Consider the following 15,296-nt stretch of genomic DNA (forward strand, 5'->3'; position numbering starts at 1 on the left):
ATGAGAAAGATATATATAGTACTGTTATTGATGTTCGGATGTTTCACAGCTTTTTCTCAGGATTATAAAGCCAGTATCAAACTAGATGTAAGGCCTTCGGGAGGCAACTATGGTGACGGTTGTGATAATAAGATCGAAATATACATCAAATTTACAGATGGCTCGGAAGAGGCTATCATACCTTACATAGATTTGAATGACATTCCTGAAGGGCCATATACACATTACGAGGCAAGTATTGTTTTTCCAGCGAACAAAATACCTTATGCACTCAGAACCAGAACCTCAAGACAATGGAGAAGACTAGTTGGTGGGTGTGGGGGGAATGGCTCACATCAAAATGCAGATAGAATTTTTGGCATAGGCTATTGTCACAATTATTTTGATGAGGAAGCTACTCCGGGAGATGACAACTTTGCCGTATGGTGGACAACCAGAATTACTTTGGATGTTAACCCAGTGGTAGATATTATAAGTCCAGCTAACGGTGCAATTTTCCCCAATGATGATAAAATAACCTTAAACGCAACTTCTGGATTTCAATCCTTTGTTTATAACTGGCAATATCGCGTAGGTATTTCAGGTAGCTGGGAAGACATGCCCACTGCACTGAATACAAGCGGAAAAGAAACAATCGAATTATCGGGGAAAGATTTATTGGGCGCCAATTTTGACACACTCTATGGAAATTCAAATGTATTCTTTAGAATTAAGTATTGTAATAATCTTTACACACCTATACTAACTGTAACACCCCGACTTTCCTCCCCACACATTACTTCGGTTACACAGATACCGAATGTTTGTTTTGGTGAAAGCAACGGTAGTTTAAAAATACAGTTCGATAGGGCATTGGTAACAGGAGAAACACTGAATGTGCTATTGGAAGACACGCTCAACCACATCAACTATCTGGGCAGGTACAATTTAACCGAACTGGAGACCGGCAATACAGTTACTTGGCCTGATTCACTGGCACCGGGGCAGTTTAAAATTTCGGTTATCGGAAAATTTCCCAATAGTAGTATTGCAACCTATACCGAGGCATCCAGCCACACCGGGCGAACAGGTTTTACCGGACCGACAGCCGTAGGTTTTAACATTTCCAAAAGGGATGTTTACTGCAACAGCGGCAAAGATGGAACCATTACGATAAATGCAAGTGGAGGCAACGGTGGCTATAAGGTTTTATATAAAAAAGCACAGGATGCCACTTATGCAGAAACAGCATTTTCGGCAGCTGTTCAACATATTATAACCGCTTTGGATACAGGTACCTACAAAATAAGGGTGATTGACCAGAGGGGTTGTTTTACAAAGGATGAATCCGGCAATGAGGTGATCCTTTCCACCACGATTGTACAGCCTGTAGAAGCTTTGCACATTGATTATAAACAGATAACCAACCCTACGGCTTTTGGTTTTACAAATGGTTCCATCCAAGCTATTATCGTAGGTGGTACCTCTAGTGCAGGTAATTACAATATCGAATGGACGGACATAAATGGAAATAACCTGACCACTTTTACCAACACCAATAACCCATTTAAAACCACACTGAATAATGTTGGCAATGGCAGATATATCTTAAAAATCACAGATGCAAATTATGCACTGGCACAGGCGGCTAATGCGTCCAGTTGCATCGTTATAGATACTTTTACAGTAAAACAGCCAGAACCCTTAAAAGTAGTTGTTGAGCAGTTCAAATATATATCCTGTAAGGGCGATGCAGATGGGCAGCTTTATGCGAAAGCAAGTGGGGGCATAGAAATATCGGGATCAAAATATATATACGATTGGTCAAAAGAAATCAATAACGTATGGACAGCCATAAACCAGCCAGACAGTATTATAACCGGATTAAGCATCGGAAATTATAAAGTTAAGATAACCGATGCCAATGGCATTACAAAAGAATCAGTTGCGTTTATGCTGTCCGAACCTGTGCCGCTGGCAATAAGTCTTTCTGCAACACCAGTAAACTGCGATGGTAACAGCAATGGAACGGCAAAAGCCATTGTAACAGGCGGAACTTTGCCATACCATATTGAATGGAGCAATGGCGATACTACAACCACTATAAGCCAGCTTACGCAGGGCAAATATATTGCCTTTGTAAAGGATTCGCATGGATGCGAGATCCAGTCGCAAATTGAAGTAAGCGCTCCAAACCCTATGGTTTTAGCCAGCGAAACTATAAAACAGCCTACATGTTATGGCAGTTGTGATGCTTCAATAAACTACAACATAAATGGGGGAACCAAGCCTTACCAGTTTCATTGGAGCAATGGTGCCACTACACAGAACATCAATAACATTTGTGCAGGTACCTATACACTCCAGATAAGCGACGCACAGGGCTGTACAAAATCTGTAATATATAATATTGTAAACCCCGAGGCGATAAAAGTTGATGCAGGCCCGGATGTAACCCTATGCGTAGATCAAACACATACTGTTGATGCTGCCATAGGCGATGCAAATGCTACCTATAAATGGACGAGTACCAATGGCTTTATGGGAAATACGGCAAAAATAACCTTGGCAAATGCGGGCACATATTGGATTGAGGCAACCAGCAGTAAAGGTTGTATCGGCCGCGATACATTGGAAATCAAAAAAAGTACAGCGGTAATCGCTTCCGAATTTGTAGTATCCACGCAGGCATTTAAAGGAGAAAATGTTAAATTAATTAACATCACTAACCCAGCGCCACAAACCGCAGAATGGATTGTGCCTAATACCGTTGCGGTTATTTCCAAAACCAGTGATGAGCTGGTTCTGCGCTTTGCGGAAACAGGAATTTATACTGTATCCCTAAAAGCGACGGTTGGCGAGTGTACAAAAATATTTACCAAACAGATCAGCGTAATAGAAAGCACATCCTTCAACGATCCGGGTACCGTGAAAGATCCTTTCATAAAATCTTTTTCTATTGCCCCGAATCCTAACAACGGCAATTTTTATGCTAAAATAGAGCTTCAGGATATATCTAAAATAAAACTCAGGTTATTGAACACCATAACCGGACAGGTGATAGATACTCGTGAAGAAAACGGAAGCAGCAGTTATAATTTGCCTTATCATTTAACACTGTCTACCGGAGTTTATGTAATGGTGCTTGAAACCTCGAAAGAGAACATGGTGTATAAGGTTTTGATCCAGTAGGGGTTAAGGAGTAAGACAACCCATCTGTTGATTTAATATCATGGATTTTAAAGGATTAGAAAATAGAAGAAGGAACAGTGCAAAAGGAAACAATAAAGTATTGATACAGGAAATGATAAAAAGTATATCAGCGTATTTTTCGGAAAAATTAACTAAACCATTTTTGCTTTTTTGCCTTATGCTCATTGCATTCTGTTTAAAGGCTCAAACCTATCCGGTGCAGGTAATGCCGGTGCTTATTCCGCCATATACGCTGCAAACAAGCAGTTACTACAATGGTGCGTCTGAGAGGCTTGCCGTAGTACTTACCAATACCGATTTGCAAAAACCCGTACTGAGTGTGCGTTTGCGGATGTATATTGAAGGACAGAATGCCAAACTGCAGAGCAGGGACGGAGTATATTACCCAACCATAAATTTAGATGCAGGTGTTCCCACACGCATTGCCCTGAGCGACCTAGCACCCTATTTCAATGCCGACAACCTGAACTTTCAGGGAATAACCAGAGCTCAATATATACAGAACGGCAAACTGCCCGAAGGATTTTACCAGTTCTGTTTCGAGGCGGTAGAGGTTACAACGGGCAAAGTGGTAAGCCGAAAAAGCTGCAGCATGGCCTGGATCAGCTTAAGTGACCCACCGTTGTTAAATCTGCCGCGTAAGGGCGAAAGCATTGCAAGCAGAGAAGTACAGAACATTGTTTTTCAGTGGACACCGCGTAGCCTGGGCAGCCCCAACAGTGCGTTCAATACCGAATACGAATTTACACTTGCCGAACTCTGGGATACGGGCATAGCGCCCGAGGCCGCATTTGGCACCGTACAGCCATTATACCAAACCACGGTAAAAACCACAACCCTGCTATTGGGGCCATCAGAACCACAGCTTATTCCCGGCAAGCGCTATGCATGGCGGGTAAGGGCGGTAAGCACTTCGCCAGCTGGCGACCCGACCGATAGCTACAGGAACAACGGTTACAGCGAAATCTACTGGTTTACCTACCAGAGCAACTGTAGGCCGCCTGTTGGTATAAATGCCAGTATAACCGGAGGCAGGGCAACCATAACCTGGAGCCCCGATGCCGCAGGCGGAGTGCCCGAGGGCGGTTACACGCTACAATATCGCGAACGCAGCCAGAGCAGTAGCCAGTGGTATAGCTACAGTACCATAAACCCAAGAATTATGCTGTACGACCTTAAACCGGGACTGACTTATGAGTACCGGGTGGGCAGCAGCTGTAGCACAGGCTTTACAGGCGACCTGGACGGGGCAACTTATTCCGACCTGCTTACGCTGGTAATGAGCGGCAACGTGGGCGATACCACCACAACCAATTGCGGTATGATTGCCCCGGAAATCGCCATAGCCAACCGAACGCCCATCACTACATTGGGCATTGGCGATCTGTTTACGGCAGGCAAGTTCCCGGTAAAGATAACCGAAATAATAAGCGGGGGCAACGGGAGCAGTGTAACGGGCAAGGGTTATGTAACCATCCCAATGCTTGGACAGATGAATGTTAAGGTAAGTTTTACCGGTATTGGCATAAATAGCGACAGGCAGCTGTACAATGGCGTAGTAGAAACTACGTACGATGTTAAGGAAGGACAGATTGGTGACATTGATGATATAATTGAGGGTGGTAATGGAACAGGCATAGTACGTACAGGGGCAGATGCTGCCGATCACAACGTAGATTTTCCGATAAGAAGTATAGACGATATAAAGGTTGAATTAAAAGATGCAGATGGCAATACTGTACCTGCAGGAGGTAGTGGAACAACCCAGGCAGTTATAAAAGTAAACGGCCCCAACGGTAAAACAGAAACCATTAATGCAGATAAACTGCCAACCACCATTAAAGATAGTGAAGGCAATATTTATAAGGTAGATGAAAAAGGTAAGGTAACCAAAATATCAGAAAATGTACCACTAAATATGACACCTGCCCAGTTAAATACGCTGGCTGCTGATAAAGGTGTTGTAAATTTTATAGATTATCCCGAAAAGCAGGTTTACGCATTCGATGCCTACAAGGAACTTTACGGTAAAAGCAGCCTATTTGGTAAAGAATATGAAAACCTGAACGGGTACTATGTAAATGCCAAAGCTATAATACCGGGCAAAACCGATGTGGTTAAAGCAACCATTTTGTTAAAGGATAACCAACTTAAAGCAGATAGTGTACAGTTTATAACAGGCAAGGGAGCCAAACTGTCAAAAAACCACTTAACTGGCAATGATTACGAAATTACCACTGTAGGCGGTCCAGCAAACGATGCTCAGGAAATTTATGCCGTATACCCACAGGGCAATGGCAAATACCTGTCATTGGGCAAGCTGCTGTTAGCCTCGTACAAAGCTGAAAACTATAAAATCAATCTGGTTCCGGTTAATGGTGCAACAGCCAACGAAAACGAAATTGCTACAAAACTGAACAGGATTTATAATCCAATTGGGGTAAGTTTTACGGTAAGCAAAGCCGCTGATTTTGCCGATAAGAGCTGGGATTTAAATAATGATGGAAAGCTGGCCGTTTCGGGCAGTGGGCTGCTTTCTACCCAAACCGCAGAAATGAAGGCATTGAACAATGCCTATAAAGCAGCAAATCCAGCATTGGCAAAAGATATAGCAACCCTTTTTGTACTCGGCACATCCGATAGTACCAGCAGCCTTAAAGGCGATATGCCACGCAACAAGCAGTTTGGATACCTGTTTAATGGTGCCGATGGCAGTGTTGCAGCACACGAAATTGGGCATGGCCTGTTTAGCCTAAAACATACTTTTGATGGTTTTGGCTTTGTAAAGGGCGAGATGGCTTCCAACTTGATGGATTATCCCAATGGAGAAAAACTGACCAAATTTCAATGGGATATCGTACATGCGCCAGGTGTTGTTGTTGGCCTGTTTGAAAAAGATGCAGATGCTCAGGATATAGTGGTTTCTAACCTTAAAGAGATTTATAAAAAATACGGACAGGATGGAAAACTTACATTTTTATCGCCAAGCGGACAGCCTATTACGATTAAGGAAGAAATAGTAGAGCTAAGTTTTTCAAGTTTCGAAGATCAGTGGTATCAGGATAAGTTTAACCAAAATTCCTACCTGCCAATAGGTGCCCTACAGTCGTTTACCTTAAAAGATGGTAGAAAATTTACGGCCGCGAGAATAGTAAACAGCACGGGCACTTCTGTTAAAATAGCGGGTTATTGTACCACATTTGGAACCAGTTCTTCCGAATGCAAGGATAGTTACCTAGATACGGAAAGCAAAAAGCAGCTTAACAATAAAATTGTTTTAGGGTTTTTGGGTATCGATAAGTCATACCCGGTATTCAAAATTTATGGGGCCGATAAAAATAAGTTTGTTTTTGCCGATATCCCTGCGCAAAATTCTGCTGCAGGCACTCAGGTATCACTATTTTATGCGGCCAATTTTATAGAGGGCGAAGCATTAAATATTGCATCCAACATTCAGCCCTTAAATTTAAAAGAACTCTTGTTTATCAATCAGTTTGGTAATCAGGATGTACAGGGAATATCTGCACTATACCTGTTAAGAATGGCCTATTTTCTAAAAAATATGCCACAGCTTAATGATTGTATGGGGCTAGCAGGCCAGAGCACGGCAAATTCGCTTAACTCATCATATAACCAAAAAATTATAAGCGGTTTAAATAGTAACAGTGGCAATACCGGTGTAAATGTAAAAATTCCATTTTTTAAGGTTGCCGATATTACAGCGGTAATGAGCACACCAAAATATCTTCCTGAGCTTCATAACCTGCTGGAAAAAATGTTCTTTACCTTAAAAAACAACAGCGCCACCATTAATTCGCTAGAGGATAAAGATATAGATGATGTTGTAGATCTGCTGGCAATAAATGATAAGGTAGGCCGCGAATGCCTGCTTACAACGCTTCCGATTAACATCAGGATGCAGATTATACGCAAACACACCCAGTGGACCACATCCAACAGCAAGGAAGTGTTTGTAAGCGATCTTATGGACTATATTAATTACGAAGATGCGCCGAAACTTTTAGATTCGCTAGCGGCCAATAATTATAGCCTGTACTGGTCATTATATAATGATCAATATTTCCAGTCCGATAAAGATAGGTTGGCAGGGATCATAAGCAACCTGATTATCAACCTTAAAAAAGGCGAAATCAACAGTCTAAATAAAAGCATTACAGCCAGTTCGGATAAATATATATACCTGTGCAAAGAAAACGTAATCGATGCAGTGGTTGTGCCGATCTGTAAGGTAATGTCCGCTCAGGACGGTAATGATATTTCGGTAAAGATATTCGACATCAGCAACACCTTTTCTAACGAATCCGTATCCGATTCGTATAAAGGGGCGCCTTTCGATTTGGTTAAGGTGGTATTTACTTCCAATTTCCAGTTCAAAATGATGGACGGGAAAAAGATAGAAAAGGGAGACAGTACCGTTGTTCCTTTAATCTGGCTCGACTGGTTAATCAACAAACAGGAAAATACCACCAACTGGACACTGGTACGCATTGGTGCCGATGCCGTGGCAGTAGTTGCAGCGGTAGCAACGGTTAATCCCGAGATTGTGGTAATCGTAGATGCCGGCATGGCGGCTACCGATATTGTTGTCCAGCTATCATCAGATAAACTGAGAAGTACCTATGCCAGCAACAGTACCGCAATAGCCTTTTTAGATGGATGGGATCAGCTGTACGGGGTTTATGGAGGTGTAAGACTTGGCCAAATTGTGTTTAACCCGAGCAACTGGGTTAAAACGATGGACGGTTTAAGAACCGCAGGTAAAAATTTACGGGGCACTGCCGATTTATTTTACAACGTATACAAACTTGTAAAAAACAGCAATGGCAGCGTAAAAATAATAATCGATGCCCAGCGCGATGTATTTGGCAACCTATTGCGCAAAATAGCCATAGAAACCGAACTGGCAGAACACTGTACGAGGGCCGATGAAATTTTTATGACCATACAGGGCAGAAAGTTTTTGGTAGGCGTTAAAGCCACCCTACGGAACACCAGTAGCGCCATTGCAGATTTTGAGCTTGCTGAAAATGCGGCAAACGTAAGCGGAATGGTGCTCTCCAACCTGAACAGGCTACCGGCAAATTTAACCAGTACCAGGGTTTTAGAAACCATTAAGGCCGTTAAATGCATTGGGTACGCAGAGCCGATAACTTTTGATGTGGTTTTGGCGAGCGATGGAAATTATTATGCGGCTAATGTGGTAGAAAACAATCAGAATATTGATAACCTAATTGCTAAGTTAACAGGTGATGATGCCAAGTATATAACAGTATTAAACAGCGATTTAAGAAGTTCAAATACTTTATTAAGTGCACTTACCAATAAACCTGCCTTACTTAACGAATGGCTGTTATTGGAAAAAGCTGGTAGTAAGGTTGTTAAGCTAGATGTTTCTTATTTGGAAAAATTTGATAAGCTACAAGCTAAGGTACAGGAAATGGTAGCATTATTTAGTGACACCAAGCAGGCATCAACTTTAACCAAATTTTTGGATGATTGTGATGATGTTGCATTTAGAAGCTTTATTAATGAAGGCGAAAATATAGATTACGTTAAAAGCTTTTTAGAATATAAAAACGGTATAGATGTTTCGGCCGAAAGAGCATCGGTTATTAATGATGAAATAAGGGAGATAACCGATATAGCTGTAAGAGAAAAGGCCATTAAATGGTACGATAGAAGTTTGCTAATACAAGGAAATCTATCTAAGTTTAAAAAGGCAAATGCATTTGGCGATGCAAATTCTGTTAAAATTGCCTCAAACTCAAACCCACCGTGTAATGCATGGGGAGGCAATGCAGGTAAGGTAGTACATAAGCAATTAGATTTAAAAGCAGTAAATGGAAAACATGTAGTTTTGGATGATGGCATAGTAGATTTAACACCTGTGGCTTATACTGGGCCAAATAATAATATACCAATTTATAAACTTATTTATCATGATAGTAAACTCACAGATGCAGCAGCGTGGACAAAAAACCAAACAACAGAGATTATAGAGGCTTTAAAAAATAAAAGTGCTCCAAATGATTTTGTTGAATTTGAAGTAAGAACTGTCAATGATAAATTACCTCCAAATTCTCCTTTGGTAACGACTAGTAAAGTTCGTATATATAGGGCTGATGTTTATAAATCAATAAGTAATGGCGATGGTTTAAGTATTATTCAAACCAAAAAAATATTTTAATTATGATAGAACAAGAATGGTGGAATGATGGAAGAATTATAAATCCTTTAAAAGAAGTTTTGCCTAAAGGATTTTCGCTATTTACAGATTACGAAGGGTTTATTCGTTTTGATAGACATGAAGATAATAGATTACTGTCTATTGGATTAGGTCAGGTCATGAAAGGTACGTTTTCTCCTAATTGGATACAGTCGTTTATAACTTTTTATCCGATAGAAGATATTTTAGAACAAAAATTTAAAAAAAGTAGAGATATGAGAGATGGGGTTACTCTTAAAACTAGAAATCATGGTCTTATTTTTCATCAAGAGCAGGGTAAAGGTATTTACGAACACTTGCCCATAGTTTTAGATACTGACGATGCGATACAACGAGCCCAGTTACTGATTGTGAAATTTATAGAGGAATATTCAACCCCATTTTTTGATTACTGGAAAGATATTCGCTGTTTTTTGCCTTTTTTAGAAAATGAGGATGGCATTAGGCTTAACGATTTTTTTGCAGGTTATGCTACTGAAAGAAAGATGGTTATTTGGCACTTATGTAATCATCCTGGTAGCAAAGAATATATAAATAAAACAATAAATGCCTGGGAAGAATTTTGCTCGGATAATCCAGAAGATGGAATTTCAATACGTCAATTTAAAAACATGAAAAGAATTGTGAAAGAACTTGATCAAACCCCACCAATATATGAGTGGGATGAAAAATATTTGAATTTACCAAGTTGACGGGTAATGTTTCAAATGTGTGGATTTTGATTTTTTAAAATCTAAATATCTGATGGTCAGAAAATTTAATGTGTCTTGTTTTCGAAATAATATAAAATAAACTATAAAAACTATAATTATGAAAAATTGAAAGCCTTAAAAAGATTAAAATGAATGCAAATATTACTACATGTTCCAGATGTGTGGATTTTATAAAAATAAGTTTTTCCAGTACTGTAAAATGGGGGTTGGTTCTTTGAAATAATAATTTAAATACACACACGACACGCCTGCGCCATCGGGGGGTATTAACCTTAACTGATGAGGTTAAAAGCCCAACGCTTTCTAATTTCTTAAACGATTGCGATAACCATTTCATCGCTTATATTAACCAAGGCGAAAACCTGCCAACGGTTAAGGCCATGTTTAAGCATAAATTAGCTGCCGATGAAGTAGAAGCCATTGCCGAGATAGTACCAAATGGCGATAACCTATTAACAAAAGTTAAAAAATGGGTAGATCGATCGGAAGATATTAATAACTTTAAACTTAAAACGGCCGAAGGCATATATTATGGCAAACGTGCCGCTAAAGATTTACTCTCGGCAAACGGTGTTATAGCCCAAAAACTGGGCATTAACATGGCCGATTATCATCTGTTCCGTGAGGTACAGCTTTGGGTAAATGCAGAAAAAACCGAATATATGATAGCGGATATTGTATTGGTAAAATATGATGCAGGTGGAAGGATTGCCGACCTTATTTTATTGGAAAACAAACTAAGTGGTAGCACGGCCAACACCATACGACAAAACCAAGGCTTTACCATTATTGGCAATGGAGGTAGTTTGGAGGTTAAGGCTGGTTCAAGAAGTCGAGCGTTTAACGAAAATAGCCAGCTATTTATAGATGCTCAAAATGTTAAAACTTTGAACTCGGGTATTAAACTAAATTTTGCAAAAGATAAAACTTTTAAAATTAGTGATGAAGGAAATAAAGAAGGTAATTTTGATGTAAATCAATTAAATTTTAAATAATAAAAATGATAGGCAAAGTACAAATAAGAAAATGGATAAATGAATTGTTAAATGAATTTTTAAAATCATTTGGATTCAAAATTTCTCCTATTGTAGGTGCATACGGGATAGTAAAGAGAGAAGATAATATTATAAAGTATCATTTTTTATCTCAGCATACAGGAGGTGAGATTGCATTTTCATATCCAAGTATCAGATTTAACGAAGTTGAAAAAATAATGTTTGAAATCACCAAGCTTGGTGTTTATGAGGCCGAAAATGAAACTATAAGTATTAATACTGAAGAAATAAAAGGAGTATTTGATTTGGTTCAAGACACTATAACTCAGGAAGAACAAATTGTATCACTTTGTGAAAACTTTAAGCGTTACTTTGTCGATTTATACCTGCCTGCTTTCGAGAAATATAGTAAGCCAGAAAATGTTTTACAGCTTTGGGATAGTTTAGATACCCTAGAGAAAAAAACCAGCTATTTCCCAGGTCCTGATAAGTACATTAAGATTTTAATCTTTTCTAAAATGTGCAATGAGCCACAGTTTGAAGATAGGTGTAGAGAGAGCATATCTCGTTACGAAACAATTCTGAATAGTGAAGAGACGCAAAATAATGAGATGCTTAAAACTGGATATACCGAAGATTTAGAGAATTGTAAAAAAGTTATTGAATATTTAAGGGTTAATGAGGTTTAAGAACATCTAAAGATTGTATTGGTAAAATACGATACTGATGGAAAAGTTGTTGATTTAATTTTATTGGAAAACAAATTGAGCGGTAGTGTATCAGATGTGTGGATTTTGATTTTAAAATATTTAACTGATTGATAATCAATAATTATTGAATTATCAATATTTGATCTGAAAGAGAAATTAACAATAAAATATATCAAACAAAAAATTATAGCCCTTTAAAACGGCTTAAATGAAATGAGATCACACCTCGTGTTTCAGATGTGTGGATTTTGAAAAAAAACTAAGTTTCCTGAGCTATAAAACGGGAAAGTTCTTTGAAATAATATATCAAATAAATACGCGACACGCGTGCGCCAGCGAGGGATGTGGTTTTGGCAAGTGATGGAAATTATTATGTTAACAATATACTTTCTACTACCAAGATAAATTTACTTGCAAGCGTTAAACAATTTGCGAACTTAAAATCATGGATTAATAGCTTAGATGAAATTGTAGACGCAGGCTTATTTGCAAAATTAAATAATCTGGAAACAGGGTATTTTGCTAAGCTTGAAACAGATTTGGCTTCTGCTTCAAATGGTGCAGAAATAAGAAGTTTGCTTGGAAATGCGGAAGATATAGATATTTGGAAGATTTTAAAAGATGATCCAGGATATGCTTTTGATCTAGGAGAGGAAGGCTTGGGCAACTGGGCTAAATGGGGAAAATCCAATTTCTTTAAAACTGTAACAAAAACTGGGCGTGAACTGAGTAAGAACATAGTAATCTCTATCCAAAGTAAAGGAAAAATATTTAATTTAATTGCGGATAAACTCGGTATGGATGTAGTGGAGTTAAGCAGATATAAGGTATTTGAAGAAGTAGCCTTTGAAGTGCCAGTAACGGCTAAAACACCAGGTGGATTTATGAAAGCCGATGTTGTTTTGGTAAAATACGATGCTTCAGGAAGATTTATTGAGGACGTAATTGTAATAGAAAACAAACTTTCTGCTACAACTGCCTTTACCGATGCACAGAAATTAAAATTTACAGAAGTGAAAAATGCTTCTGATGGCTCTAAAGTAGAGTTTAAACTGAAATTTGATAATGATAAATTAAAGCTAGATAAAGGAACCTCATTAAATGCCCATAAAGATAAAGTATTAAAAATAAACGATGGTGGCACAAGCAGTGTAGAAAATATTACAGCTAATGATGTGCGAAAAATAAAAGATCTATAATGATGGACAGTTTGAAAGAAAAAAAGCAGGCATTGTTTGGCATATTAATGCCCTATTTTAAAACAAAGGGATTTGAGCATATAAAAGGTATTCCCGAAAGATTAGTTAAGGATGACAGATTGATTTTTATAATGGGTTTTGACTTTAAGACTAAAACTGATTTCCACTATGGTTCGCCATTAAGGATTCATTTTAGAGAAGTAGAAAATATTGTTAAGGAAGTCGGCAAACCGAATTATGATTACAGTTTAGAGACAACTGAATATAGCTTTGGTACTGTAAGTAGAGATTTTTCCGATACATACAACCAAAAGTTTTCGGAGCTCAATTTGCAAACAGTTGCTGGTTTTGAGCAATGGGCACATTTGATAATAGAATATATGGAGGGCGAAGGAAAGGCTTTTATGGAACACTATTCTTACCTGCCAAACGTGCTAAAAGAAATGGACAGGCTGGAAGCTGAAGGAAAATATTGGAATGAAGTAATTATAGGTCTAGCGGATTATGATTTTAGGGGATTGATTATTTCAAAATTGTGCAACGATACTGGTTATGATATAAAGGTAGCAAGTAGGGATGATGTTTTTTATAAGATACCCCAACTATCAGAATGGATTCCGTACTATGAAAAACTTAAAGAGCGATTGAAAATAGTTGAACCGATTTATAATGTGTAGAAATAAATGACGGTGGTACAAGCAGTGTAGAAAACATTACTGCGCAGGATATTAAAAAGATAAAAGACTTATAGTTATGGTTAGTTTAAAAGGAAGAAAACAGGCATTTTTTGAGATTTTAAATCCTTATTTCAAAGCTAAAGGATTTGTATATACACAAGGAATTCCCCAAGGGTTTGTAAAGGATAGTAAATTAATTTATTTATTATTTTTTAGATTTTATACCCGAACAGATTTACATGAAATTTCCCCATTAAGAATTCATTTTAGGGAGGTAGAGAATATTATTAAGGAAGTTGGCGAACCCAATTACGATTATAGTTTGGAACCAAGAGAATATCTTTTTGGCAGTATCAGTAAAGAATTTTCCGATACATACAATCAAAAGTTTTCGGAGCTCGATTTGAAAACGATAAACGGTTTTGAACAGTGGGCACATTTGATAATAGACTATATGGAGGGCGAAGGAAAGGCATTTATGGAACACTACTCCTACCTGCCAAACGTATTAAAGGAAATGGACCGGCTTGAAGCTGAGGGTAAATATTGGAATGAGATAATTATAGGCCTAGCTGATTATGATTTTAGAGGGTTGATAATTTCAAAATTGTGCAACGATCTTGATTATGATAAAAAGGTAGCTAGTAGAGATGAAGTTTTTTATAATATTCCGCAACTATCGGAATGGCTTCCCTATTATGAAAACCTAAAACAGAAGCTAAAATCAGTTGAGCCAATTTATAATATTTGATGCTAAAATAACTGTTCCAATAGATAAGGCCTTGAAAATAAACGATGGGGGAACAAGCAGTGTAGAAAACATTACTGCGCAGGATATTAAAAAGATAAAGGATTTGTAGTTATGATTGACTTAAAAGAGAAGAAAAAAGCATTGTTTGGGATTTTAACCCCTTACTTAAAAAAGAATGGATTTCAGCATCCAAAAGGTATTACTGATGAGTTTATAAAGGATAATGGATTGATTTATTTACTGTTTTTTCGTTTTGTAACGAGATCAAATTTACATGAAAGTTTTCCTGTAAGGATTCATTTTAGAGAAGTAGAAAATATTATTAAAGAAGTTGGCAAACCGAATTATGATTACAGTTTAGAGACAACTGAATATAGCTTTGGTACTGTAAGTAAAGACTTTTCCGATACATACAACCAAAAATTTTCGGAACTGAATTTGAAAACATTGGCTGGTTTTGAGCAATGGGCATATCTGATAATAGAATATATGGAGGGCGAAGGAAAGGCATTTATGGAACACTATTCTTACCTGCCAAATGTATTAAAGGAAATGGACAGGCTTGAAGCCGAGGGAGAAATGTGGAAAGAGTTTATAATAGCTGGTAGTCCCATTTGGTTTTTTAGAGGCCTTATAATTTCAAAACTATGCAACGACCCAAATTTTGGTTTTAAAAGGAGCTGGGTAGATACAATTTATTACGACAAACAATATGAATTAGATGAATGGCTTCCATATTATGAAAGATTAAAAGAGCGATTGAAAACTGTTGAACCGATTTATAATGTGTAAAAATAAATGATGGTAGTGTA

Annotated in this window: 10 protein-coding genes; all 10 read left to right on the top strand. The window is 38.1% G+C overall.

The features are described from left to right. The 10 genes from H7U22_RS12930 (at position 1) to H7U22_RS12970 (ending at position 15,276) form a co-directional block, all read left to right on the top strand. Positions 1-3,171, top strand: a complete 3,171-nt coding sequence (locus tag H7U22_RS12930) for a T9SS type A sorting domain-containing protein (RefSeq protein WP_187071772.1) — start codon at positions 1-3, stop codon at positions 3,169-3,171. A 40-nt stretch (positions 3,172-3,211) separates the two neighbouring features. Further along, a complete protein-coding gene (locus H7U22_RS12935) occupies positions 3,212-9,400 on the top strand; it encodes a fibronectin type III domain-containing protein (protein ID WP_187071813.1) in 6,189 nt (2,062 codons plus the stop codon). Between the two features lie 2 nt (positions 9,401-9,402). After that, complete coding sequence (locus H7U22_RS12940) at positions 9,403-10,131, top strand: hypothetical protein (RefSeq protein ID WP_187071773.1); 729 nt, start codon at positions 9,403-9,405, stop codon at positions 10,129-10,131. A gap of 401 nt (positions 10,132-10,532) precedes the next feature. After that, positions 10,533-11,147 carry a hypothetical protein gene (locus tag H7U22_RS12945; RefSeq protein ID WP_187071774.1) on the top strand — a complete coding sequence of 205 codons (615 nt, stop codon included), beginning with the start codon at positions 10,533-10,535 and terminating at the stop codon, positions 11,145-11,147. 5 nt (positions 11,148-11,152) lie between these two features. Next, complete coding sequence (locus tag H7U22_RS12950; RefSeq protein ID WP_187071775.1) at positions 11,153-11,836, top strand: hypothetical protein; 684 nt, start codon at positions 11,153-11,155, stop codon at positions 11,834-11,836. Positions 11,837-12,201: 365 nt separating this feature from the next. Beyond that, positions 12,202-13,056, top strand: coding sequence for a hypothetical protein (locus tag H7U22_RS12955; RefSeq protein ID WP_187071776.1), 855 nt, complete (start codon positions 12,202-12,204; stop codon positions 13,054-13,056). After that, complete coding sequence (locus H7U22_RS12960) at positions 13,056-13,733, top strand: hypothetical protein (protein ID WP_187071777.1); 678 nt, start codon at positions 13,056-13,058, stop codon at positions 13,731-13,733. Before H7U22_RS12955 ends, H7U22_RS12960 begins: the two co-directional genes overlap by 1 nt. Positions 13,734-13,809: 76 nt before the next feature. Further along, complete coding sequence (locus H7U22_RS12965) at positions 13,810-14,484, top strand: hypothetical protein (RefSeq protein WP_187071778.1); 675 nt, start codon at positions 13,810-13,812, stop codon at positions 14,482-14,484. After that, positions 14,462-14,593, top strand: coding sequence for a hypothetical protein (locus H7U22_RS23295; RefSeq protein ID WP_262890364.1), 132 nt, complete (start codon positions 14,462-14,464; stop codon positions 14,591-14,593). Before H7U22_RS12965 ends, H7U22_RS23295 begins: the two co-directional genes overlap by 23 nt. 2 nt (positions 14,594-14,595) lie before the next feature. Further along, positions 14,596-15,276 (top strand): hypothetical protein, encoded by a 681-nt coding sequence (locus H7U22_RS12970; protein WP_187071779.1) that lies wholly within the window; start codon positions 14,596-14,598, stop codon positions 15,274-15,276. Positions 15,277-15,296: the final 20 nt, after the last annotated feature.

Origin of the sequence: Pedobacter fastidiosus (assembly GCF_014306625.1) — a bacterium.
In the GTDB taxonomy this organism is placed as follows: domain Bacteria; phylum Bacteroidota; class Bacteroidia; order Sphingobacteriales; family Sphingobacteriaceae; genus Pedobacter; species Pedobacter fastidiosus.

Bases quoted from the DNA above. Each gene is read 5' to 3' on its own strand.
- H7U22_RS12930 (WP_187071772.1), top strand. From the start codon at position 1: ATGAGAAAGATATATATAGTACTGTTATTGATGTTCGGATGTTTCACA.
- H7U22_RS12935 (WP_187071813.1), top strand. From the start codon at position 3,212: ATGGATTTTAAAGGATTAGAAAATAGAAGAAGGAACAGTGCAAAAGGA.
- H7U22_RS12940 (WP_187071773.1), top strand. From the start codon at position 9,403: ATGATAGAACAAGAATGGTGGAATGATGGAAGAATTATAAATCCTTTA.
- H7U22_RS12945 (WP_187071774.1), top strand. From the start codon at position 10,533: ATGTTTAAGCATAAATTAGCTGCCGATGAAGTAGAAGCCATTGCCGAG.
- H7U22_RS12950 (WP_187071775.1), top strand. From the start codon at position 11,153: ATGATAGGCAAAGTACAAATAAGAAAATGGATAAATGAATTGTTAAAT.
- H7U22_RS12960 (WP_187071777.1), top strand. From the start codon at position 13,056: ATGATGGACAGTTTGAAAGAAAAAAAGCAGGCATTGTTTGGCATATTA.
- H7U22_RS12965 (WP_187071778.1), top strand. From the start codon at position 13,810: ATGGTTAGTTTAAAAGGAAGAAAACAGGCATTTTTTGAGATTTTAAAT.
- H7U22_RS12970 (WP_187071779.1), top strand. From the start codon at position 14,596: ATGATTGACTTAAAAGAGAAGAAAAAAGCATTGTTTGGGATTTTAACC.